The organism is Lentzea sp. NPDC004782, from assembly GCF_040609115.1.
Taxonomy (GTDB): domain Bacteria; phylum Actinomycetota; class Actinomycetes; order Mycobacteriales; family Pseudonocardiaceae; genus Lentzea.
The window spans coordinates 95502-115840 of record NZ_JBEXJN010000021.1 but is presented as its reverse complement, the minus strand read 5'-3'; the positions used below and the strand labels follow the sequence as shown (position 1 = coordinate 115840).

Annotated in this window: 22 protein-coding genes and 1 tRNA gene; 5 read left to right on the top strand and 18 right to left on the bottom strand. The window is 67.0% G+C overall.

Annotation, left to right across the window (positions count from 1 at the left end):
- Positions 1 to 41 precede the first annotated feature (41 nt).
- From ABZV40_RS20750 to ABZV40_RS20740, 3 genes are all read right to left on the bottom strand, one after another.
- Positions 42 to 1856, bottom strand: a complete 1815-nt coding sequence (locus ABZV40_RS20750) for a DEAD/DEAH box helicase (RefSeq protein WP_355443651.1) — start codon at positions 1854 to 1856, stop codon at positions 42 to 44.
- Positions 1853 to 3154 (bottom strand): transcriptional regulator, encoded by a 1302-nt coding sequence (locus ABZV40_RS20745; protein WP_355443648.1) that lies wholly within the window; start codon positions 3152 to 3154, stop codon positions 1853 to 1855. Before ABZV40_RS20745 ends, ABZV40_RS20750 begins: the two co-directional genes overlap by 4 nt.
- A gap of 136 nt (positions 3155 to 3290) precedes the next feature.
- Positions 3291 to 3992, bottom strand: a complete 702-nt coding sequence (locus ABZV40_RS20740; protein WP_355443645.1) for a hypothetical protein — start codon at positions 3990 to 3992, stop codon at positions 3291 to 3293.
- A gap of 253 nt (positions 3993 to 4245) precedes the next feature.
- Between ABZV40_RS20740 and ABZV40_RS20735 the strand changes: the two genes are divergently transcribed.
- A complete protein-coding gene (locus ABZV40_RS20735; RefSeq protein WP_355443642.1) occupies positions 4246 to 5019 on the top strand; it encodes a hypothetical protein in 774 nt (257 codons plus the stop codon).
- A 41-nt stretch (positions 5020 to 5060) separates the two neighbouring features.
- Here ABZV40_RS20735 and ABZV40_RS20730 read toward each other — a convergent pair whose 3' ends face one another.
- The gene (locus ABZV40_RS20730; protein WP_355443639.1) at positions 5061 to 6431 is read right to left on the bottom strand and encodes a DNA cytosine methyltransferase; all 1371 of its coding nucleotides are present in this window, start codon (positions 6429 to 6431) and stop codon (positions 5061 to 5063) included.
- 97 nt (positions 6432 to 6528) lie between these two features.
- On the opposite strand from ABZV40_RS20730, the gene ABZV40_RS20725 reads away from it, so the two are divergent.
- Positions 6529 to 7014 carry a very short patch repair endonuclease gene (locus ABZV40_RS20725; protein WP_355443636.1) on the top strand — a complete coding sequence of 162 codons (486 nt, stop codon included), beginning with the start codon at positions 6529 to 6531 and terminating at the stop codon, positions 7012 to 7014.
- A gap of 529 nt (positions 7015 to 7543) precedes the next feature.
- Positions 7544 to 7693, top strand: coding sequence for a hypothetical protein (locus ABZV40_RS20720; RefSeq protein WP_355443633.1), 150 nt, complete (start codon positions 7544 to 7546; stop codon positions 7691 to 7693).
- Positions 7694 to 7995: 302 nt separating this feature from the next.
- Here the strand turns inward: ABZV40_RS20720 and ABZV40_RS20715 are convergent.
- The 10 genes from ABZV40_RS20715 to ABZV40_RS20670 all read right to left on the bottom strand — a co-directional run bounded on the left by ABZV40_RS20715 (position 7996) and on the right by ABZV40_RS20670 (position 15358).
- A tRNA-Leu gene (locus ABZV40_RS20715) sits at positions 7996 to 8072 on the bottom strand.
- A 119-nt stretch (positions 8073 to 8191) separates the two neighbouring features.
- Positions 8192 to 9295, bottom strand: coding sequence for a hypothetical protein (locus tag ABZV40_RS20710; protein WP_355443630.1), 1104 nt, complete (start codon positions 9293 to 9295; stop codon positions 8192 to 8194).
- Positions 9292 to 9414 carry a hypothetical protein gene (locus tag ABZV40_RS20705; protein WP_269083663.1) on the bottom strand — a complete coding sequence of 41 codons (123 nt, stop codon included), beginning with the start codon at positions 9412 to 9414 and terminating at the stop codon, positions 9292 to 9294. Before ABZV40_RS20705 ends, ABZV40_RS20710 begins: the two co-directional genes overlap by 4 nt.
- Positions 9415 to 9614: 200 nt before the next feature.
- Positions 9615 to 10940: an NAD(P)/FAD-dependent oxidoreductase gene (locus ABZV40_RS20700; RefSeq protein ID WP_355443627.1), complete on the bottom strand. Its 1326-nt coding sequence runs from the start codon at positions 10938 to 10940 to the stop codon at positions 9615 to 9617.
- 142 nt (positions 10941 to 11082) lie between these two features.
- Positions 11083 to 11544, bottom strand: a complete 462-nt coding sequence (locus ABZV40_RS20695) for a hypothetical protein (protein ID WP_355443625.1) — start codon at positions 11542 to 11544, stop codon at positions 11083 to 11085.
- Positions 11538 to 12767, bottom strand: coding sequence for a DUF58 domain-containing protein (locus ABZV40_RS20690; RefSeq protein WP_355443623.1), 1230 nt, complete (start codon positions 12765 to 12767; stop codon positions 11538 to 11540). The genes ABZV40_RS20695 and ABZV40_RS20690 overlap by 7 nt, the downstream gene beginning before the upstream one ends.
- Complete coding sequence (locus ABZV40_RS20685) at positions 12764 to 13720, bottom strand: MoxR family ATPase (RefSeq protein WP_355443621.1); 957 nt, start codon at positions 13718 to 13720, stop codon at positions 12764 to 12766. The genes ABZV40_RS20690 and ABZV40_RS20685 overlap by 4 nt, the downstream gene beginning before the upstream one ends.
- The gene (locus ABZV40_RS20680; protein ID WP_355443618.1) at positions 13717 to 14067 is read right to left on the bottom strand and encodes a hypothetical protein; all 351 of its coding nucleotides are present in this window, start codon (positions 14065 to 14067) and stop codon (positions 13717 to 13719) included. The genes ABZV40_RS20685 and ABZV40_RS20680 overlap by 4 nt, the downstream gene beginning before the upstream one ends.
- On the bottom strand, positions 14064 to 14666 hold the full coding sequence (locus ABZV40_RS20675) for a DUF4129 domain-containing protein (protein ID WP_355443615.1): 603 nt from the start codon (positions 14664 to 14666) through the stop codon (positions 14064 to 14066). Before ABZV40_RS20675 ends, ABZV40_RS20680 begins: the two co-directional genes overlap by 4 nt.
- A gap of 68 nt (positions 14667 to 14734) precedes the next feature.
- Positions 14735 to 15358 (bottom strand): uracil-DNA glycosylase, encoded by a 624-nt coding sequence (locus ABZV40_RS20670; protein WP_355443773.1) that lies wholly within the window; start codon positions 15356 to 15358, stop codon positions 14735 to 14737.
- Between the two features lie 30 nt (positions 15359 to 15388).
- Between ABZV40_RS20670 and ABZV40_RS20665 the strand changes: the two genes are divergently transcribed.
- Complete coding sequence (locus ABZV40_RS20665) at positions 15389 to 16846, top strand: peptidase S10 (RefSeq protein ID WP_355443612.1); 1458 nt, start codon at positions 15389 to 15391, stop codon at positions 16844 to 16846.
- The gene (locus tag ABZV40_RS20660; RefSeq protein WP_355443610.1) at positions 16843 to 17271 is read left to right on the top strand and encodes a GNAT family N-acetyltransferase; all 429 of its coding nucleotides are present in this window, start codon (positions 16843 to 16845) and stop codon (positions 17269 to 17271) included. Before ABZV40_RS20665 ends, ABZV40_RS20660 begins: the two co-directional genes overlap by 4 nt.
- A 7-nt stretch (positions 17272 to 17278) precedes the next feature.
- On the opposite strand, the gene ABZV40_RS20655 is transcribed toward ABZV40_RS20660, so the two are convergent.
- The 4 genes from ABZV40_RS20655 to ABZV40_RS20640 all read right to left on the bottom strand — a co-directional run bounded on the left by ABZV40_RS20655 (position 17279) and on the right by ABZV40_RS20640 (position 20332).
- A complete protein-coding gene (locus ABZV40_RS20655; protein ID WP_355443607.1) occupies positions 17279 to 17614 on the bottom strand; it encodes a hypothetical protein in 336 nt (111 codons plus the stop codon).
- Positions 17615 to 17722: 108 nt separating this feature from the next.
- Positions 17723 to 18109, bottom strand: a complete 387-nt coding sequence (locus ABZV40_RS20650; RefSeq protein WP_355443604.1) for a hypothetical protein — start codon at positions 18107 to 18109, stop codon at positions 17723 to 17725.
- 248 nt (positions 18110 to 18357) lie between these two features.
- On the bottom strand, positions 18358 to 19353 hold the full coding sequence (locus ABZV40_RS20645) for a dipeptide ABC transporter ATP-binding protein (protein WP_355443601.1): 996 nt from the start codon (positions 19351 to 19353) through the stop codon (positions 18358 to 18360).
- Positions 19346 to 20332, bottom strand: a complete 987-nt coding sequence (locus ABZV40_RS20640; RefSeq protein WP_355443598.1) for an ABC transporter ATP-binding protein — start codon at positions 20330 to 20332, stop codon at positions 19346 to 19348. Before ABZV40_RS20640 ends, ABZV40_RS20645 begins: the two co-directional genes overlap by 8 nt.
- Between the last annotated feature and the right edge of the window lie 7 nt (positions 20333 to 20339).

Below are 20339 nucleotides of genomic sequence, written 5' to 3'. Positions count from 1 at the left end.
ATAAGGCCCACGCTCTCATCGATCCGCTGTGACACCATCGATCACCTACCGATGTGGCTCAGCAGCGCTTGGACGTCACTGGACTCCAGGCCGCTCGCAACTGCGGGCTCCTCTTCAAGATCCGACAGTTGCTGGACCGAAGGGTCATCCAGGATCTTGCCCATGAACTCAAGCTTTTTCGCCAAGCGGAGCTCGACGACCTCATCGATGGTGCCGCGTGCAGCAAGCACGGTGACCCGCGTCTCGACATCTGGCGCAAGACCGAGCCGGTGAATGCGGTCGAGGCTCTGCAAGAACCGGCCAGCGACGAAGTCGCGGTCGACGTAGACGGCGTCGTGGCAGACCTGGTGGAGGCTGATGCCTTCACCAAGAGTCGCCGGGTTGGAGACGAGAACCAAGCAGTCCGGGTCGTTCTGAAAGCGGTGCAGTTCCTCCGCGCGCTCGACCGTCCCCCCGTGGACGATCGCTGGCTGGAAGGCAGCCAGAAGCTTGTGCAACGTTGTGAGGCTGCGCACGAATGTGGTCCACACCAGCGTCTTTCGACCGCGAGCTGCGTTCTCGGCGACGATCGCGGCAGCCTCCTGGTACTTCGGAGACAGCTCGTAATCGGGCAACCTCTTCAGCATCGTGTACAGAGAGTCGCCCTCGGGGATGTCGAGCGGCGGCAGTTGGTACTCCAGCGGCTCGTACCGCGTCTCGCCTTCGATCAACAGCGCTGGACTGGTCGCCGCCATCAGCAACCGCAATGCGGTCTTCCCCAGAGCAGCGAGGTCGTCGCGGCCGGAGCGAGCAGCTTCCTTTCCCACAATGGCGTCATAGATCTGACCGTGCAGCCGCGGCATGTCCACATACCGAACCCTGGTCTCCATCGGCGGAAGACCGAGCTCGAGCTTCGTGGTGCGCGCGAACAGCGGCCGGAGCACCGTGCTCGCGTACGCGAGGTCACCACCCGCGACAGCTGATGCGACCGTTCGGTGGCCGTATCCCGGCCATGCGAAGCCCATGAGGCTTTCGAGGTCCTTCGCTCCATTTGGAGCGGGGGTGCCGGTGAGAATCAGCCGCCTGCGAGCAAGCGGTCCGAGCGCCATACAGGCAGATCCGTACGCACCACGGGTGCCAAGTTTCATCCGATGCGCCTCGTCGAGAATCATCATCGACGGCGCCGCCTTCAGCCAGGCCGCCAGCGCAGTGGCGGACCTGGCCAGCCGCTCGTAGTTGATGATCAGGACCTTCGTGTCCGGCTCGACGAAGCGCTCGAACACCTGGGTGCGCAATGGCTCGTCGAAGCACTCGACACTCTCGAACTGCCACGACTCGTACGCCGATTTGGGGCACACGACGAGCAGCCGCTCAGCGTTCCCCTGCGCGCGCTGCGCGGCGAAGACCGCCAGAGCCACTCTCGTCTTTCCTGCACCAGGCACGCTGAAGTTCGCGCCGTGCCGCAACGACAGCAGTTTCGCGATGTCCCTCCGCTGGAACTCGCGAAGATCGCCCTTCCAGTCGTGGCCGAGAAGGGACAGAACGTCGCCCGCAGAAACCTCTCCTGCCCCGCCGGGCGCATCCAGCCGCCGCCGAACCGCGTTCGAGTCCTCAACGTTGCTGCGGACGAGCTCAGCGAGCTCGTCCGCCCAGTCCACGCTGGCCGGTTGAGGCCAGTTTGCGAGCAGATCCAGCTGCGACAGGAGATCGTCGAGATCTACGGTGATCGCCAGCGGGCCGAGCTGCGCTCCGGTGCGGAAACGCGTGGCAAGTCGCACGAGGTCGTCACGATGCTGATGCACCGTCCTCATGGTGACTTTGGTCCGCGTCTCGTCGAAGTCGAGGCACAGCGACGGCTCCGTCTGGCCTTTGTTCACCGAATTCCCCCAGGTGAAGTCGCATCGAGCAGCCACGTCACGCCGTCACCGGGGTTCTGCAGCCCCCGGCCGGCCTGCTTGGCGAGCTTGCGGAGGCTGTCCCGCAGCTTCAGCACAGCGTCGTCGAACGCCTCCTCGTCGAGTGAACGCGAACTGCGCGCTTGCACAAGATCGGCAACGCACTGGTCAATGCTCGCACTCGCATCGGCGAGCCGAGCCGGCGCCATCTGCTTGCGCTTCTGAAGCCGTGCGTTGCGCCCTGCCGTCTCCAACGCCAAATCGAACGCATCCTTGAGTTGATCGTACGTCTCACTTGCAGCACGGCTCTGGCCATCGGCCAAGGTGCCCGTTGCGCCTCTGGCTGCCTTCGCTTTGAGGATCCGATCGGTGAGCTCGCGGGCTGCGGTGACCGCGCTGGAGGTGCCGGCAACGCTGATGCCCAGGCCCGGAATGGACACCGGAGCATCGTCCGAACCCGCCGTGCCGAACTCCATCGGCAGCCTGCTGTCAAGGTACTGCTCACGAAACTTCATGCCGTCCTCAATGAGACGGACGTCGGTCTTCGCAAACCCGAGGCTGATCGCGGCCAGCCTCATCTCCTTAAGGACATCGGCGTTGTCGGGATCGACCGCCTTCTCCTTGTGGTAGGCGCGATGCAGCTCCTTGAGCTTCTCCTGGTGCTGCTCGAAGTCGATCAACCTCAACCCGGTGCCGCGCACCGGGTCCCGGCTCCGCTCGATCTGGTCGTAGATCACGCCGAGGATCCACCGCTCCTGGTGATAGGTGTCGGTGCGGATCCTGAACTCCTTGGCGATCATTTCCGCCGTGCGGCCCAGGGAAGCCTGCTCCTCCATCGCCAACAGCCGGTTGATGTACGAGTAGTCACGCCGGTGGTCCTTGCGCAGCTGCAGCGAAAGCTCGACCGAGTTGACGTCTGCCCACGTGAACGACTCGGGCAGCACGCCCACGCGCATCGACTGCGCGCCGAGTTCACGCAGCGCCGCAGCACGGGTGTTTCCGTTGACCAGCACGCCCTGATGCGTGATGAGCCCAGGGTCGTTCTGCCCGAACTCCTTCAGGCTCTTGAGCAGGTCGTCGAACTCCGGGTCCCGGCGGCTGGGATCCGCCGGCGAGGCCTGCAGCAGGTACTTCAGATAGTCCTGGCTCGCCGCGCTGTACGGGTCGGCGTCCAGCTCCGCGTCCCGCTTCGGGTCGTGCGTCCGCTGGGCCCGGATGCGGTGAGTGGCGGGGTTGAAGTACAGGCTGCTGAGCGGCGCCTCGATCACGTCGACGTGCAACGGTTGCCCGTTCCAGTCGACGGTCACGGTCTCGCGCGTACCACCGGACTCTTTCGCCTCCGCGAGACGCTTCTTGACCAGCTCGCTGAACTCCACGGCGCGGGGTGGCGGGGGAAATTCCCGATGCATCAAATCCTCACACTCCCAGTTCTTCGTCCCCGAGCACCTCACGCCGCACAGCCGTGCGGGAATCCGCCGGCATTGCACGGTAAAGGCCCCACAGCCTCTCAAGTCCACTCAAGCGTCGTTCGTCAGCGCTCAGCCAGCCACCAAAGATCTTCCTCTCGAGTGGCCCCAGGGATTCCACCAGACGCAGAATCTCGGCGAGATCCACAATGCTGCCGCGCCCCCCGACCCGGCACTTGTTGCACTCGGTGCTCAACTGGGTCTCCTCGGTTCCGTCAGGCAGAAGCACCTGGCGCCGGGCGATGTCCAGCTGCGCGATCGCGCCGTCGTCAAAGGTGTCGCCGCCGGCGATGCCACAGGACCGGCAGAGCCAGCCGTCAGCCTCCATCACCTTCTTCCGCTGCGCCGCAGTTACTCCGACCTTCTGCTTGACCGTCTTGGCCTGGCCGGGGATCCACACCTCCGCACCCACCCCGACGAGCCGCTGCTCGTCCTGCTTCAGGCCGGGGTCCTCGCGGTACGTGTCGATCTGCCAGCCGTAGTCCCTCAGGTCGCGCAGCCGGCGGTCGATCTGGGCGATGTCCGGAAACGCCTCACGCAGGTCGTTCTTCGTGAAGATCCCGTTGACGCCGACTTCCTGCACCAGCCACAGCGCCCCCCTCACCATGCTGCCGCGCTTGCTGTCCTTGTCCCTCCACGAGGGCATCGACATGGTTCCTCCCCTAAGCCAAGTGACGAGCCTACAAGTACATGGCGCTGTAAAGCGCGCAAAGCGCCGTACGCGTCCAACGGCGCTATGACAACGAGAACACGCCATAGGGGGCCACGGCCAGCGATTCGTGTTGCGAATTAATCGCGCAACACGAAACAAAGTTTTCGTGTTGCGCGATACATTTAGCAACATCTATGGCCGCGTAGACGGCGTACAGTCAGACGGAACTGCACGCACGCGACAAGGGGTGGCGATGCTGTCTGGGGTGTTCCAGTCGGAGATCAGCGCGGACCTGCCAAGACCGAGGCAGGTCTTCGCCCAGGCGTTGCGCGATCTGTACGAGAGCGTCGCTTACCAGGACGGCAAGCGGATCTCGCACGCCCAGTTGCTCGACATCGTCGAAGCCGGCCACAGCAAGTCCAGCCTGTGCAGGTACTTCAACGGCAAGAACGTCCCTTCCGAGGACTTCGTCATGAAGTACTACAAGCTGATCAGCGAGCGTGCCACCGATGTACTGCCTCTGACCTCTGAAGAGCTGCAGGACCTTCGCACGCGAGCAGAGGCCACCGATGGACGCCGACGCCAGGCACGGATGGATGCCGCGGCGCGCAAGGACCGCCGCATCGAGGAGCTGGAGCGGCTGCTTGCCGACCATGGCGGCAACAACGACGCGCCCGGCATCCTGCCGGTCCCCGTCGAGGAGGGGGACCGGCAGAGCAATGCGTTTGCAGAGCGACCGGCACCGCAGGTGGCGACAGAGGCGATCGAGCTGACCGAGATCGGGCTGCACGAACAGGCACTGACCCTGCTGTCGCAGCTTTCTGAGCACCACAACGCAGACGAAGCGGCGCACTGTGTTGCACACTTCCGCGCAGAGCGGCACGACGACCTCGCCGACACCCTGGTCCGGATCTACGGTCGCGACCACCGGACGAACCGGACACAGGATGTCGTCCGAATGTCCATGGCACTACGCGAACTGCGGTTTCCGGACGACGCTGACGCGCTGCTCAAGTTGATCATTTGACGACAAACGCGCAGGTCATGCTGCCGGCGGCGAACCAGCGCTCAGCTGATCTTCGACTTGTTCTTGTTGAACAAGTCGTGCCGGACGTGGTCAGCCTGACCGACGAACGCCTTGAACTTGCCCAGTTTGAACCTGGCGACGTTCGTCTTGCTGTTCTGGATCTCGATCTCGAAATCCTTGTTCAGCAATGAGATCCGGTGCTCCAGCTCGTGCGCTTCGAGCTCCTTGCCGATCGCCTTGGAGATCTGCGCCGCAGTCAGGAAGTCGCCGGCATCGCGGAGTGCGCGGTAGATCGGGTCGTGCTCGGTGTTGACGTCGCGATCGACCGGATCGCCCACCTTGTGCAGAGCAGACTTGATCGCAAGCCCGACCGCCCTGGCCACCGGCGGCGGGAAAGCATTGCCCACCTGGCGATACTTGGACGTCTTCAGTCCCACGAACCGCCACTCGCCTGGCTTCCAGCCCTGCAGGAGCTGCACCATTTCAGTCGTGAGCTTCGGTCCGATCTCGAACTCGTCGTTCTCAGCCGGCGCTTCGTTTGCAATACCCCATGCGTCGACGCCAAGTTGCTCCCAGGCCTTCTTGGCACGCGTCGGGCCGAGATCAGCACCACCGTGCTTCTTCGAACCGCCGACGATCGTGGGCGCAATGCCGTTGGCCTTCGCCACCCAGGCGTCCAGCCCCTTCCATCCACGAGCACCCATGAGTTCGCGGAGAGTCTCACCAACTGTCAGCGGCTCGTCTTGACGCTCAGGCCAGTGGAAGTACGGCGCGAACTCCTCTTGCAAAGCAACGAGAACGAATCGCGGCCGCAACTGGGGCACTCCGAAGTCAGAAGCGTGCAACAGCCGCCACTCTGCGACGTACTTCATGTCGATCAACCGGTCGAGGATCTCCTGCCGGTAGCCGGAAAATCTCGGGGTGCTGAGACCGCGAACGTTTTCGAGCAGCAGGGCGCGAGGCTTGAGAGTCTGACACTGATGCACTGCCCAGGCGAACAGATCACGCTCATCCGTCGAACCGTGCTGCTGACCCGCCAGGCTGAACGGGGGGCATGGCACACCGCCGGCCAGGAGATCGAAACTCTCAGGAAGGGCGAGGCCCGCCTTGTGCGCCTTGTCCCACACCTTCTCGGAAGCCACGTCACCGGTGATCACGCCATCGACGATCTCGATGGGATCAGGAGCTGCTGGCGCCTTCTTGCCGCCCCGCTTCGCACGGAAGGGTTCCGGGCGCTCCGGAAGGCCGTGCCGGGCGCGCAAGTTCGCGCGAAGCGTGTCAGCCGCGGTGGGGTCGAGCTCGATCGCGAGCTCGTGCTCGAAGCCGGCCTGCATGAGCCCAAGGGCCTGTCCACCCGCGCCGGCGCAGATCTCAACAACCTTCAGCGGCTTCCCGGCCTCGGGGGCTACCACAGGCCCTCCTTTCACTTGTTCGCGTCACAAACGGACGACAAGACTGGGGTATCTTCCGGCACCTGCACGTTCGGTACAAGCTGACCTGCTGGACGGGATGATCGTGCCCGAAGAAGATCCCAGGATCCGGCGTGAGCGAGCTCACGCCGAAGGCCGCTACCCCGCGCCCCTCAACGAGGGACGATCGCGGAACATGCAGGCGAATCGCCGCTCTGGAACCAAACCAGAGGTTGCGCTGCGAAGTGCCTTGCACCGGCGCGGGCTGCGCTACCGGAAAGATCACCTGCTCCGCTTCGACGACGGCATCAAGGTCCGGCCGGACATCGTGTTCACCGCTCGCAAGATCGCCGTGTTCGTCGACGGCTGCTTCTGGCACGTCTGCCCGGAGCACGGAAGACAGCCCACTACCAACGACTGGTACTGGACGCCGAAACTCCGGCGGAACATCGAACGTGACCGGCGGGCCGATGAGGTACTCGCCGCGGCGGGATGGTCTGTGATCCGCATCTGGGAGCACGAGACCCTCGACGCCGCAGTTGAGAGAGTCACAACCGCCGTCGAACACGGGTTCGAACATAACTGATCTTCACGAAAAGTGCACTACGTACGCGCCAACTGATCACTAACCACCGAACGGATCTTCAGATCCGCGCAGTCCGCACGAACGACGGTTCGGGGTGGTCGGGCCACGTCGGGCTGCGGACATGCCGAAGGCGGCGATATTCAGCTCGTCGTACGGCAAAGGGTCGCCCGGAACGGTTTGAGGTCCAACATCAGCCCGTAGATGCGGCTGTACTCCTTGGTGCCGCTGAGCGCGAGGGCCGCGGTCAGCAGGATCACCTTCTTGATGCCACCAAGTCCATTCTGCTCCTCGTGGCACCGAGCGTGATCGGCACACGAGACGTGTTGCCTCCGGCGCGGCCAGCGGCATTCGGGTAGAAGATCAGGCCACCGCCGCGCTTCGCGACGATGCCGGGGGCAGCCGTGGAGACTCAGGTCGGCGACGGGTCACCGGCTGCGCGCCCCTGGTAGCCCTTGCCGACCCCGCACGGGCCGACATAGCTCATGCCGCCGTAGACGCATGTAGGCGCCGGACAACGTGAGAAGGCGGCATGAAGCCGCTGATGGCAGCAGTGGTGGTGATCGCCGTGGCGGTGCTGGTACTGGTGACTGCCGGGTCAGAAGACTCTTCCGGCGAACCCCGGACGCCCGAGACGTTTCAGCGGGTGATCCTGAAGCCGCCAGAACCACGATTGAACTGACGCGCTAGCACCCGGTGACGAAGCCCACACCGAGCGACACGCCGGACCGAACGGCCCGACACCGAGGCACCGCGCGCCGCCGCAGACCTCAGCAACAACCCTGACCTGCTGCGACGACTCCAGTTCAAGATCACTCGGCTCAGCGTCCACCTGGACGATGGCCATGATCAACTTCTGGTTACTCTCCGGCTCCCCTCCGAAGCCCTATCGGAGGTAGCGGACACGGCCAAAAGGATCGTCGAAGCCATGCCTACGCCGAACAAAATGCCTGTTCAGGCACCAGATCCTGGTACGGATGGAGATGGTGCCCCCGACGGGATTCGAACCCGTACTGTGATCCTTTTAAGGGACCTGCCTCTACCGATTGGGCTACGGGGGCGACGGGGAGCCTAAGCCTTGATCGTCTGCCTGTGTGAGCGGATGGACTTTTCTCGCCCGCACGGCCCAGCGAATTGGACTAGAGCGAGCATCCGGGTAAGCGTCGAACGGACCCGAACATCAGCGCGCCCTCCCCGCTCCGAGCAGCTCCTTGAAGCGCAGCGCCACCCAGTCGTGCACGGCCGCGGAGACGGAGTTGTCGCCTGCCCTGTGCTCGAACCAGCGCCAGTCGCAGTTGACGTTGATCTCCAGGAACACGTGGTCGGAGCCGGTCACGAGGAGGTCGAACGCGGCCACCTGCACGCGCCAGTGCCGTGCCAGGGCCAGCAGGCGGTCGGACAGCGAGGTGGGCACGCACGTCGGCGTCACGCGTACGGCGTCCGGGTCCACCCAGAGCTGGGCGGGGTCGAGCTTGTCGACCTGGAAGGCGATGCACCGCTCTCCCACCACGAACACGCGCAGCTCGGTGTCGGACGGCACGTACTCCTGGACGATCACCGGGGCGGGCTCGGGGGCGTCCGAGGCACGAGAGGTCTCCAACGGCCGGGGAAAAAGCCCGTGCTGCACGCCTGGGCGCGGTTCCAACAGGTGTCGTCCCGCTGTCTTCACGATGCAGCGGCCGCCGCCTGGGCGCGTGCGGCCTGGACGTGTCGTCACGGCCGTGCGCGGCACACGCAAGCCGAAGGCTGATGCGTCGGAAAGCTGCGTGAGGCGGTCCAGATGCGTCGAGAAGCGCGAGGGGTTCACGTGTGCCCAGTCGGAGCGGGAAGACAGCCAGTTGGCGACTGAGGCCCACTGGTCGACCGCGTAGGCGCCGGCCAGCGTGCCCGGCTCGACCGGGACGGCGGAGAGCTCGAAGTGGCGGCGCCACACCAGAAGCGGGCGCAGCAGCCAGCGGTCGAGCTCGATCAGGGGTTGGTCGGTGTAGACGGACAGCGGCAGGTCGACGCAGCGGTCGGCGTCGATGCGGGCCATGCGGATGCCGCGCTCGGCCAGTGCGATGGAGAGTTCGTTCATCTCCATGTCGGCGGCGCGCGCCAGTACGAGCACGCAGGGTTGCGGGTTGCCGTCGCCCTCGTCGACCATGCCGAGGCGGTGCACCTGTTCCTGGAAGTCCAGGCATTTGGGCGGAGAGCGGAAGAGGTAGTCCTGACCCTGCAGCAGCAACGGTCTGGCAGCCTCGGACGGGGCACCCGGCACCCGCCCGTCAGCTGACCTGCTCAATCGTCCTTCTTGCTGCGGAAACTCTGCCCCGCCTGCGCGTACTCTGCGGCGTACTGCGCCAACGCGGGGTCCTCGATCTCGCCACGGCGAAGCTGTGCGGCCAGCTCCTCGAGAGACATCGGGATCACCTCTCTCCCCACACAGGCGCATCACGCATTCAGGTGATGCACCTGCCGTAGTCTCTGGTTCACGTAACGCAATGTCAAGGCGACCGCCGGAGCTTTACTCCGATTGGGCGCTTAAGTTCCGCCTAGAGGCCACAACAGTGCCCCGAACGAGATCTCGTCCGGGGCACCAGGTCACTCACAGAGAGTGAATCTCAGCTCTGCACGGCGCGATCGAAGTCCGACTTCGGGTCGTTGATCTGACCCAGCGCCACGACCTCGCGACCGTAGAACAGCGCCTGCGTCCAGTCCATCAGCACGCGCAGCTTGCGGTTCACGGTGGGCATGAACGCCACGTGGTAGCTGCGGTGCATGAACCACGCCGGCATGCCCTTGAAGCGCAGGCCGAACACGTCCGCGACGCCCTTGTAGAGGCCGAGGCCCGCGACCGAGCCGAGGTACTTGTGGAAGTAGTCCTTCGGCTGCTGGCCGCGCAACGACGCGACGATGTTCTTCGCGAGCAGCTTCGACTGGCGGATGGCGTGCTGCGCGTTGGGCACGCACGTCGCCGTCGGGTCCTCCTCGGTGCGCGAGAGGTCCGGCACCGCGGAGCAGTCACCGGCGGCCCACACGCCTTCGAGGCCCTGCACCTGCATGGCGGCGGTGCACCGGACGCGGCCGCGCTCGTCGAGCGGGAGGTCCGTGTTGCGCAGCACCGGGTTCGCCTTCATGCCGGCGGTCCAGATGATCGTGTCGGAGTCGAACTCCGTGCCGTCGTCCAGGACCACGTGGCCGTTCTCCAACGACTTCACGCGGGTGTCGAGGAAGATCTTGATGCCGCGCTTCTCCAGCGCCTCGACGGTCCACGCGCCGAGCTTGGCGGAGACCTCGGGCATGATCCGGCCGGCGGCCTCGACCAGGACCCAGTTCATCTCTTCGGGCTTGATGCCCTCGTAGTACCGAAGCGCATACCGCGTCATGTCCTCGAGCTCGGCGAGCGTCTCGATGCCAGCGAAGCCTCCGCCGATGACGACGAAGCTGAGCAGGCGCTTGCGCAGGTCCGCGTCGTTCGTGCTGGCCGCCTGGTCCAGGCGCGACAGCACGTGGTTGCGGACGTAGATCGCCTCACCGATGGTCTTCATGCCGATGCCGACCTCGGCCAGGCCGGGGATCGGAAGCGTGCGGGAGATCGCACCCAGCGCGGAGACGAGCACGTCGTACTCGATCTCCTCGACGTGGCCGTCCGACAGCTCGGCGGTCACGATCTTGCGCGCGTGCTCGATCTTGGTGACGCGGCCCGTGACGACGTGGCAGCGCTTGAGCACCTTGCGCAGGGGGGCGACGACGTGGCGCGGCTCGATGGAGCCGGCCGCCGCCTCTGGCAGGAAGGGCTGGTAGGTCATGTGCGGCTGCGGGTCGATGACGGTGACCGACGCCTCACCGGATCGCAGCTTCTTCTGCAATCCGAGAGCCGTGTACATACCGACGTACCCACCACCGACAATCACGATCCGCGTGGGTTGCGACTTCACAGCAGCCATACAGACATGGTCGCACCGAGACCCCCTTTTTCGCGCGTCCGAAGGGGCCGTTGTGACTACCGTCGCCGGGTGATGCCGGACACCCTCGCGACTGACCTGGGGCTTGAGCAGAAGTCGAGGAGTTCTCGCTGAGAGGAGCGATTCAGATCCTCAGCGCCACGACCCCGATCACGACCGTCAGAGCACCCAGTCCGAGCAGCTCCACGAGCCCGATGTTGGGCCCCGATGGGATGAAAGCGGCGAACGCGGCGACACCAAAAGAGATCGCCTGGACAATGGCGAACCGGCGGGCCGGAGCTTTCAGCGCGGCGAGCTCGATTTTCGTTTTCACCGGAACGACCGCGGCCAGTGCGGACGTCACGTGAATCAGGTGCAGCGCCGGAATCATGATCCACACGCCGAGCCGCAGCGGGTGCCCGTCGCCGAACGCCATCGCGAGCGCCGCGTAGCCGATCAGCAGCGCCGGACCCGCACTGCCGGGCATGAGCGCCGACAGCGCCGTCAGCACCGCGACGATGACGACCGGCGCGACAGCGCCGGAGTCCAGGCGCAGCACGAGCGCCACGGGCAGCGCCGCGAGCACGATCGCCAGTCGCATCAGCATTCGCGCGTCACCGCCACCCCGTGCTCGGCCATGCGCCGCAGCCGCTGCCGGTGTTCCGCGGCGATCATCTCGGCCGCGACCTCGCCCCACGGCGTCTCCCGGTCGGGTTTCAACGGCAACGGCAGCGTGTTGATCGCCAGCACGACGTGACCGTGTTTGCGCGTCTGCACGGCCAGCTCGGCGATCTCGTCGTCGAGGAACGGCGACAGCAGCACGACCACGGACCCGTGCGGCAGCTTCCGCAACGCCACGCGCGACGACCACCCGGCGGCCTGCACGCACACCACCAGCTGCGTGCGGATGCGCATGAGGTGCCGGCGCCCGACGCCGGACCGCACGTTGAGCTGCGGCCGGCTCAGGTCCGTCAACGCCACCCGGTCGCCCTGCCGCAGGTACCCGGCGGCCATCGACGCGGCCCGCCGCACCGCCCGGTCCAGGCTGCCGTCCGGGCGGGTGGTGGCCCCGTAGTGCGGAGAGGACCAGAGCGCGACGTCCGCGCCGACGTCGGTCCTGGTGTCGACGGCCAGCACGATCTCCGCGTCGGCCTCGGCGTGCCGTTCGCGCACGTGGACCGTGCCGGTGCGGGTCGTCACGCGCCAGTCGATGCGCTTGAGCCGGTCACCCGGCTGGAACGCCCTGATGTCGCGCAGTTCGGTCGAGTCACCGGCCCGCGGCGAGCGGTGGATGCCGACCAGGCCGGCGGGGCGCGGCGGCAGCGGTCCGGACGGGTGGTGCTCGACCGGCGGCAGGATCGTGCGGACGTGCTCGGTGCCGACGATCGGGCCGTAGACGTGCATGCCGTCCGGCCCGGCGAAGAGGTGGTCGAGCCGGAGGTCGATGCCCGGTCCCCACGCGTCGCGCCTGATCCGGACCGGCAGGTCGGGCGAGTGCGCGGGCACGGCCTTGGTCACGCCGGGCAGCTTGACCACCGCGATCTCGGCGTCCGCCCCGTCGAGGTGCGCGACGGTGTGCACGACGCCCGCACCCGCCCCGCGCGGCACCGGGCGGACGCTGACCGTCGGTGTGCCCTTCGGTTTGTTCGTGAGCAGCACGGAGAGGATGAGCGGAACGCCGAACAGCACCATCTCGACCTGGTGCAGGAACAGCCCGGCCACGACGAGCCCGGTGCCGAGCCAGACGGCCCGCGCGTACGCGTCCGTCGGGTGCCAGTGCGCGCCGTGGGACTGGGCGAACGCCTCCCTGATCTTGTCGGCTCTGCTCATGAGCTGGGCGGGCCCGGAACCTTGCCGAGCAGCTCGGTGACCACCTGCACGCCGTTCACGCCGGACGTCCACGTCTCCGGCTTCATCACCAGCCGGTGCGCGAGGACGGCGACCGCGCACTCCTTGACGTCCTCCGGCGTCACGTAACCGCGTCCGTCCAAACTGGCCAGGGCGCGGGCGACGAGGACCAGCCCCTGTGCGCCCCGCGGTGACGCACCGACCTCGACGGACGGGTGCTGCCGCGTCGCGACGGCCAGATCGACGCAGTACCGCAGGAGATCGTCGTCCACTGTGGCCCGTTCGAGCTCCTGCTGCAGTTCGGCGAGACGACCGGGCGCCAGCACCGGCGGCACCTCGGCCTCCTCCCGCTGCCGTGCGATCCGGCGGCGCAGGACCTCGATCTCCTCGTCCGCCGGCGGGTAGCCGATGTCGAGCCGCACCAGGAACCGGTCGAGCTGCGCCTCCGGCAACGGGTAGGTGCCCTCGTACTCGACGGGGTTCGAGGTCGCGAGCACGTGGAACGGCCTGGGCAGCGCGAACGTGCGCCCCTCGACCGTGACCTGCCGCTCCTGCATGGCCTCCAGCAACGCGGACTGCGTCTTGGGCGGCGTCCGGTTGATCTCGTCGGCGAGCAGCAGCCCGGTGAACACCGGTCCCTGGTGGAACTCGAACTCGCGGCTGCCCGGGTCGTAGAGGAACGACCCGGTGACGTCCGCGGGCAGCAGGTCCGGCGTGCACTGCAGCCGCCGGAACTCGAGGCTGAGCGCCTGCGCGAGCGACCGCGCGATCAGCGTCTTGCCGAGCCCCGGCACGTCCTCCAGCAGCACGTGCCCGCCGGCCAGCACGGCCGCGAGCGCGAGCCGAACGGTCCGCGTGCGCCCGACGACGACCTTGCCGACCTCGTCGAGAACGGCCTCGGCCTCCGCTGCGATGGTGTTGGCAGCGATCGTCACTCCACCCTCCTGAGCCTTTCGGCGAGTTCCGTCGGATCGGGCATCTCGGACGCGTCGATCCCCAGTCGTTGCAGCCGGGTGCGGAACCGTTCCCGGTAGCGCCGCGGGCTCTCCGCCGCCTCGGCGAGCCGCGACGCGAGCGTGCTGGCGTGCGCGGTGCTGATCGAGCCGGGCGGCGGCGGTGCCGAGCTCCACACGATGTCCGTGGCGTGTTTCAACCTGGTGACCAGCACGGCGAACGCGGTCGGCGGCACGGCCAGCGCCACCGCCCAGAACGGTTCGGCGCCGAGCAACCAGATCACCACGCCGATGATCACCCCGATCAGCAGCGCCAGCGCGGTCTTCATGCCAGCTCCCGGACGATGCGGCTCAGTTCCCGTTGCGCCTCTTGGGCCTGCTCGGCCGTCACGTCCTCGTGGCCGAAACGCGCGCGCTGGTAGAGGTCTTTGAGGACGGTGGCGTCGACACCGAGCTTCTCGGTGAACTCGGTGGGCGTCTGGTGCGGCTTGCGCGGTTCGGCCTCCTCCAGCGCGAGCCAGGCGGCGATCACGGCGTCGCGCGGCGGCCGTTGCGGGTGCGCGGTGAACTCCTGCAACGCCTTCTCGACGCGCTGGACCGCCGACGTGGTCTCGCCGATCTCGAAGTCCTCGATCTCCACCCCGCGCACGCCCCGGCGGCGGCGCCGGCGCGGCAGTTCGAACGCCAGGAGCAGCCCGACCAGTCCGAAGAGGACCAGCAACACCAGGGCCAGCAGGAACGCCGTGAACGGCACGCCCACCACGTCCGGCAGCTCCAGCGGCTGCGGCAGGTCCACCGAGCCGGAGCGGTGCTGCGGCGGCGGGCGGTCGTTCCACCGGTTGACGAGCGTGATCGGCGACGAACCGCTGGCCGCGACGACGACGATCAGCAGCGCCGCCACCGCCACCACGGCCCGCCACCACTTCATGCGGATCAGCCTGACACGGTTCGCCCAGCCGGGGTGATCATTTGGTCAACTTGCGGGTCAGGAACCGATCAGCTCACCGCAACCGCCCGCCTCAGCACGTCCTGCAGCATCTTCTGGGTCAGCCTGCCGGTGTAGGTGTTGTGCGGCGAGACGTGGTAGCAGCCGAACACGCGCAGGCCGCCCATCGACACCTCGACCCCGTGCCCGAACTTCGGCCGCTCCGGTCCCAGCAACGGCAGGAACGCCTTCCAGCCGAACCCGCCGAGGACCAGCGCGGATCGCAGGTTCGGCAGCAGGGCGATCTCCTCGTGCAGGAACGGCGAGCACCGGTCGCGTTCCTCGGCCGTCGGCTTGTTGTCGGGCGGCGCGCACCGCACGGGTGAGGCCATCCGCACGCCGTACAGCTCCATGCCGTCGTCGCGGGACCAGGCCTCGGGCTGCGACGCGAGGCCCACCTCGTACAGCGCGCGGTAGAGGAAGTCGCCGGAGGGGTCGCCGGTGAACATCCGGCCCGTCCGGTTGCCACCGTGCGCGGCCGGCGCCAGACCCACGATCAGCAGTGAGGCGTCCATCGGGCCGAAGCCCGGCACCGGCTTGCCCCAGTACTCCTCGTCGCGAAACGCCGCGCGTTTCTCCACCGCCACCGACTCACGCCACACGACCAGGCGCGGGCACGCTCGGCAGGCCGTAATTCGATCGTCGAGTTCCGTAGTGTTGCTCCTATGTCCGAGGAGAAGACCGAAGAGAAGCCCTCGTCTCCCGCTGATGACCTGGTCACCACCCAGCACAGCATCACCGTCAAGGGCCGCGAGCTGAACTACACCGCCACCGCCGGGCGTGTCGTGCTCAGGGAAGAGGTGATCAAGGACGGTGTGTTCGAGGGCCACAAGCCCAAGGCCGAGGTGTTCCTGACCACCTACACGCTCGACGGTGCCGACCCGCTCAAGCGGCCGGTGACGTTCGCGTTCAACGGTGGGCCGGGGTCCGCGAGCCTCTGGCTGCACATGGGCCTCCTCGGGCCGCGCCGGGTGCTGAGCGGTGACGTCGGCAACCTGACCGCGCCGCCGTACGGGATCGCGGACAACGAGGAGAGCCTCCTGAGCGAGAGCGACCTCGTGTTCATCGACCCGGTGTCGACCGGCTTCTCGCGGGCGGCGGAGGGCGAGAAGCCCGGCAACTACCACGGCTACCAGCCCGACATCGACTCCATCGCCGAGATCATCCGGCTGTGGACGTCGCGCAACGGGCGGTGGATGTCGCCGAAGTTCATCTGCGGCGAGTCGTACGGCACGCTGCGGGCCGCCGGCCTGGCCGAGCAGCTGCAGCGCAAGCACGGCATGTACCTCAACGGCCTCATGCTGATCTCCTCGGTGCTGGACTTCGCGACGCTCGAGTTCAACGAGGGCCACGACCTCGGCTACACGCTCTACCTGCCCACGTACGCGGCGATCGCGCACTACCACGGCCTGCACGGCGACCGGCCGCTCAAGGAGGTGCTCGCGGAGGCGGAGGAGTTCGCGGTCCGCGACTACCCGTACGCCCTCGCGCGCGGCAACCGGCTCTCCGACGTCGAGCGCGCCGCGACGATCGAGAAGCTGGCCAGGCTCACCGGCCTGTCCACGGAGTACGTGGACGCGGTCGACCTGCGCATCGAGCACATCCGGTTCTTCACCGAGCTGCTGCGCCGCGACCGCAAGACCGTCGGCCGCATCGACGGCCGATTCACGGGCTGGGACAAGGACTACGGCCGCGAGGAGATCTCCGCGGACCCGTCCATCGACGCGATCCTCGGCCCGTACTCGGCGACGATGAACCACTACCTGCACGCCGAGCTCGGCTACTCGAACGACCTGCCGTACGAGGTCCTCTCGCGGGCCATCGAGCAGTGGTCGTACAAGGAGTTCGAGGGCCGTCACGTCACCACGGCCGGCAAGCTCTCGGCGGCCATGCGCGCGAACCCGCACCTGAAGGTCCACGTGGCGTTCGGCTGGTACGACGGCGCCACGCCGTACTTCGCCGCCGAGCACCTCCTCGCGCACCTGCAGATCCCGAAGGAGCTCACCGCGAACATCGAGTCGGCCTACTACCCGGCCGGCCACATGATGTACGTGCACGAGCCCAGCAGGATCCAGCAGTCAGAGGACCTGGCGAACTTCGTGCGGAACTCGTCCAACACGTGATCCTCGACCTGTCCGACGACACCGTCCTGCACGAGCTGTGGACGGTGCAGCGGCTGGCTTACGCCGTCGAGGCCGAGCTGATCGGCTTCGACGGCATCCCAACGCTGCACGAGTCGCTCGACGACCTCGGGGCGTGCGGCGAGACCTTCCTCGGGCTGTACGACGAGGAAGGTCTCGCCGGCGCGGTGTCGTACCGGCTCGACGGGTCCACTGTGGACATCTGCCGGCTGGTCGTGCACCCGCGGGCGCATCGCCGCGGCATCGCGTCCAGGTTGCTCGACGCGTTGCCGGACGGGCCGCAGACCGTCAGCACCGGCACCAGGAACGAACCCGCGCTCCGGCTTTACCGCAAGCGCGGGTTCTCCGAGACCGGCACGCGCGAGGTCGCACCAGGCGTGTCGATCACCGATCTCGCCAGACCCTGACGCGGGTCTACGACCACTTGGTGTCGAAGCAGTTCGCGTCCACGTAGTCGCGGACCGGTGCCGGATCGCCGGCCGCGGCCTTGAGCGCCGCGTCCCGCACGAACTGGCGGCCTGCCTTGTCGTCCTCCGGCGGATACCGGGTCACGAGGTTGGTGATCGCGTCGAGCGCGGAGGCCGCTCCCGCCGAGTCGCCGCGGCCGACCGCGGCGTCCCAGGAGCGGTACCAGGCGCAGGTGTTGACGACCGCCAGCGCCTGACGCGCGAAGCCCTGTTCGCCGTCCGGTGGCGAGGTCGCCCTGATCAGCGCCTCCAGGTCCGGATGCACGTCCGTCGGCCACCTCATGGTCGAATAAAGCGAACGAACCTCGTCCGAATACCCGGCCGGCGGAGGAGAAGCCGCAGCACCGCACCCGGCCGCGAACAACAACAACAGCAGACAGACGAAACGCATTCAGTTCACGTTCCACCAGACGTTGCCGTTCCACGTGTCCGTCGAGTTGCTGCCGTACGACTTCGCGGAAAGACAGAAGACGGTGCTCGCCCGGAAGTTCGAGCCGATGCGGACGCGCGGCGTCGGGTCGGCGTTCTGCAGGCGCACCTCGGAACCCTCGGCGCCACCTGAACAGCGGCGCCACTTCACCCCGATCTCAGGCCCGTCGGTCTTGTTGACGTAGATGTTGGTGCCGCCGACCGTGATCGTCCGTGCCGTGCTGTAGTTGACCCACTCACCCTTTCGCAGATTTCCGGAAATTCCTGACTGAGAAGCACTGGCAGGCATCGCGGTGGCGACCAGCGCGCCGATCACACCGACGGCCACGACGAACATCTTCCTCTTCATCGCTATTTCCTCCCCAGTAGAGGTGAATGGCGGAACGCGATGAAAATTAGCGACGCGACCGCGACCGGGGACACCGCCAGAAGGGCGTTGATCAACGATGTGGAAAACTACTTGGATAGTCACCAACTGGACTGATGGGGTGACGACAATCCACCAGCAGGGTGTCGCCGAACACCGTCAACGCCAGAACACCCAGCACAACGAAGAAGGGGCCGCACGGACGGTGCGGCCCCTCATTCAGGTGAACGTCAGACGACCGCGCGCTCCTCGGCGAAGTGGCACGCCGCCGGGTGGCCCCCGTTGCGCGACACCAGCTCCGGCACCTCGGTCGCGCAGATGTCCTGCGCCTTCCAGCACCGCGTGCGGAACCGGCAGCCCGACGGCGGGTCGATCGGCGACGGCACGTCACCGGTCAACCGGATGACGTCGCGCCGGCCGCGCTGGGTCGGGTCCGGCACCGGCACGGCGGACAGCAGCGCCTGCGTGTACGGGTGCATCGGCCGCTCGTAGATGTCGTCCTCGGTGCCGATCTCCACGATCTTGCCGAGGTACATCACCGCGACGCGGTCGGACAGGTGGCGCACCACCGACAGGTCGTGGGCGATGAAGACGTACGACAGGCCGAACTCGGTCTGCAGGTCGCCCAGCAGGTTCATCACCTGCGCCTGGATCGAGACGTCCAGCGCCGACACCGGCTCGTCGCACACGATCACCTTGGGCCGCAGCGCCAGTGCGCGGGCGATGCCGATGCGCTGGCGCTGACCGCCGGAGAACTGGTGCGGGTACCGGTTGATGTGCTCGGGGTTCAGACCGACGATCTCCAGGAGCTCCTGGACCTTCTGCCGGCGCGAGCCCTTCGGCGCCACGTCGGTGTGGATCTCGAACGGCTCCCCGACGATGTCGCCGACCGTCATGCGCGGGTTCAGCGACGTGTACGGGTCCTGCAGCACGATCTGGATGTCGCGGCGCAGCTTGCGCAGCTCCGCGCCCTTCATGCCGAAGATGTCGCGGCCCTCGAAGCGCGCGACGCCCGAGGTCGGCGGCTCCAGGCGCATCAGCACCTGGGCCAGGGTGGACTTGCCGCAGCCGGACTCGCCCACGACGCCCAGGGTCTCGCCCTTGTTCAGCGAGAACGACACGCCGTCGACGGCCTTGACGTGGCCCACGGTGCGCTTGAACAGCACGCCGACCCGGACCGGGAAGTGCTTGACGAGGTTCTCGACCTCGAGGATCGGCTCAGCCACGAGCGACAACCTCCTCCGCGATGTGGCACCGGCTGGTGCGGCCCATGCCGAGATTGTGCACGGTCGGCACCTCGGTGACGCACCGGTCGAACGCGCGCGGGCAGCGCGGGTTGAACGGGCAGCCGGGCGGGATGTTGGTCAGCGACGGCGGCAGACCCTTGATCGTCTTGAGCTCCTGGCCCTTGAGGTCCAGGCGCGGCAACGACTCCAGCAGCGACTCGGTGTACGGGTGGCCCGGCGCGCGGAACAGCTCGTACACGTCGGCGTGCTCGACGATGCGGCCCGCGTACATGACCGAGATCCGGTCCGCGACGTCGGCGACGACGCCGAGGTCGTGGGTGATCAGGATCATGCCCATGTCGCGTTCCTTCTGGATCTCCGCCAGCAGGTCCATGATCTGGGCCTGCACGGTGACGTCCAGCGCGGTCGTGGGCTCGTCCGCGATCAGCAGCTCCGGGTCGAGCGCCAGCGACATCGCGATCATCGCGCGCTGCCGCATACCGCCGGAGAACTGGTGCGGGTAGTCCGAGACCCGGCCCTTGGCGTTCGGGATCTTGACCTGGTCGAGCAGCTCGACGGCGCGCTTGCGGGCGTCCGCTTTGGACATCCCGCGGCGGACCTTGAGCTGCTCCTCGATCTGGAACCCGACCGTGAACACGGGGTTCAGCGCCGAGAGGGCGTCCTGGAAGATCATGGCGATGCCCTCGCCACGCACCTCGCGGCGCTCCTCCGCGGACTTCTTCAGCAGGTCCTCACCGCGGAACCTGATCGAACCGTTGGTGATGAACGCAGGCGGCATGTCCAGGATGCCCATGATCGTCTGTGCGGTCACGGACTTGCCGGAGCCGGATTCACCCAGCACCGCAAGGGTTTCGCCCGCCGAGACGTGGTACGAAACGCCGTTGAGAACCTTCGCCACACCGTCGTGGGTGCGGAATTCCACGTGGAGATCCTCGACCTCCAGCAATGGCTGAGTCACGAGATCT